This window comes from Mesorhizobium sp. M5C.F.Ca.IN.020.32.2.1, assembly GCF_004023105.1.
Taxonomy (GTDB): Bacteria; Pseudomonadota; Alphaproteobacteria; order Rhizobiales; family Rhizobiaceae; genus Mesorhizobium; species Mesorhizobium wenxiniae.
The window spans coordinates 1-2,276 of sequence record NZ_RZSX01000953.1 but is presented as its reverse complement, the minus strand read 5'-3'; the positions used below and the strand labels follow the sequence as shown (position 1 = coordinate 2,276).

At 62.0% G+C, this 2,276-nt stretch carries 2 protein-coding genes; one reads left to right on the top strand and one right to left on the bottom strand.

The genetic code is table 11. The features are described 5' to 3' along the window. Positions 1 to 41 precede the first annotated feature (41 nt). Complete coding sequence (locus EOA86_RS31365) at positions 42 to 1,562, bottom strand: HAMP domain-containing sensor histidine kinase (RefSeq protein ID WP_128345150.1); 1,521 nt, start codon at positions 1,560 to 1,562, stop codon at positions 42 to 44. Between the two features lie 75 nt (positions 1,563 to 1,637). On the opposite strand from EOA86_RS31365, the gene EOA86_RS31360 reads away from it, so the two are divergent. Continuing rightward, on the top strand, positions 1,638 to 2,261 hold the full coding sequence (locus EOA86_RS31360) for a thermonuclease family protein (RefSeq protein ID WP_128345148.1): 624 nt from the start codon (positions 1,638 to 1,640) through the stop codon (positions 2,259 to 2,261). Positions 2,262 to 2,276: the final 15 nt, after the last annotated feature.

Here is a 2,276-nt window from a genome sequence, read left to right as displayed (position 1 = left end):
CAGCACCAGTTCGGGCATGGCGGCGGCGGTTCATTAAGCGTCTATCGCCGGCGCGCAGCAACGGCCCTGGTCGGCAGCGCCGGCAATTCCTCCATCACCCGGCTCAATGGGAAGATGGCGATCGCCTCGGTGCCTTCGCGCAGTTTGGAATGGAGTTCGAACTCGCCGCCATGCATGGCGAGCAGGCTTTGGACGATCGGCAGGCCAAGCCCGGTGCCTTGTTCGGCGCTCTTGATAGCGATGGAGCCCTGACCGAAGGCGGACAGCACGACCGGAATCTCGTCTTCCGGTATACCAGGCCCATTGTCTTTGACGGAAAGGTATTGGCCGCCGCCCGCCGTCCAGCCGACGCGCACGCGGATCTCGCCGCCAGTTCCGGTGAACTTGATGGCGTTCGACAAAAGATTGAGCGCGATTTGTCGCACCGCGCGTTCGTCGGCGAACAGGCGCGGCAAGGCGCTTTCGAAATCCTGGACGATACGGATGTCTTTGTTGCGCGCCTTCAGCTCCATCATGTGACAGCAATCCTCGACGACGGAAAGCAGCATCATCGGCTCTTCATTGAGCTGATAGCGGCCGGCTTCGATGCGCGACAGGTCGAGGATTTCGTTGATCAGGTCGAGCAGATGCTGGCCAGAGTCGTGGACGTCGCGAGCATAGTCGCGATAGGTCGGGTTGCTCATCGGGCCGAGCACCTCGTTCGCCATCACCTCGGAGAACCCGAGAATGGCGTTGAGCGGCGTCCGCAACTCGTGGCTCATCGAGGCCAAAAACCGCGACTTTGCCAGATTGGCGTCCTCCGCCCGTCGCCGCGCTTCGTCCGACATCGATTTTGCGGTGTCCAATTCGGCGATCAGCGCATCCTTTTCGGAGCGGAACGAGAGCAACATCAAGGACGAGCGATTGAGCTGGCGCGCCACATAGGCGAAGAAGGGCAGCGAGACGATCAGCAACCCGGCCATGATCAGTTCTGCCGGCATCCACTGGCTGGCGCCGGCATAGGCATAGGCCGCCACCGGAACGGCGAAGGTCGCCAGCAACGCACCGCGCAGCGATGACGCCGTGATCGCGGTCGCCGCCATGGCCAGCAGCAGCACCACCGCCTTGATCAGCTGGAACTGCTCGACCTGGCAAGCATCGCAACCGAGCCAGGCGAACCAGGCCCAGCCCAGGCCGCAAAGGAAATGGCCTATCAGGAAATCACCGTGCGTTTGCAGCGGGTTGAGTTCGGCAGCTTCCGTTCGGTCGACGCGGCTCGCCATGAACACGACGATGGCATAACAGATGAGTGTAAAAAGGGCCCAGACGCCAATTTCCTTACCCACTCCAGCAAACAGACCCGTCGCGGCGGTCGCCAGGACGAGAAGCGGAACGATAACCGCACCTCCTACCATGGCACGGGCGTGGAGTTTCAAAAGCTCGCGGTCGAAATCGGGATTTCCGACCTGCTGCGAAAGACGGTCGCGCGTCTTGCGCACCGCCCGCGCCACATCGCTGTTGCGATGGGGTTTCCGGCGGTCCACTATAAACTTGTCCGCTGTGGTCGAGCGTTGCGAGGGCATGAAGACTTCAATTTATGCGGGCAGCGGTTTCAAATTGTTAAGCTACGTTCGAATGATTAACCAACGGTTTGCCATATGAGCCGTTCGTGGTCGCGGCGACCGCGACAGCGATACGTCTCGCCGCGGCCGCGAAGCCTTTGGCGCCGGCTGGTGGACTACGCACTGACCGTGCTTGTCCTCGGTCTGCTGATCCTTCTGGCGGCGCGCCTTGACCGGATCGAGACGCGCAAGACTGAGGGTGCCGCCGTCGTCAATGACGGCGATACGATCACGCTCGGTTCCGAGCGCATCCGCATGCGCGGCATTGATGCGCCGGAATATTCCCAATTTTGCCGCAAGGACGGCGCCGACTATCCCTGCGGCAAGCTGGCGCGGCAGTCGCTGGTACGCCTGATATCAGACAAATCCGTCTCCTGCACCGGCTGGCAGCGCGACCGCTACGGCCGGCTGCTCGGCGACTGCAACGCCGGCGGCAAGGATCTCAACCGCGCCCAGGTCGAGGCCGGCTGGGCGGTCGCCTATGGGGATTTCGAAACTGAGGAAGCCGCTGCCCGCTCCGGCAAGGCCGGCATCTGGGCCGGCACTTTCGACGAGCCGCACGATTGGCGCGAGAGCCGCGATCACGAAGTGGTCGAAAGAAAGCACGGTCGTTTGGCTTCGATTGGCGATGCCTTGCGAGAAATTTTTCGCTTCCGGTGATGGTCAACCTTATAG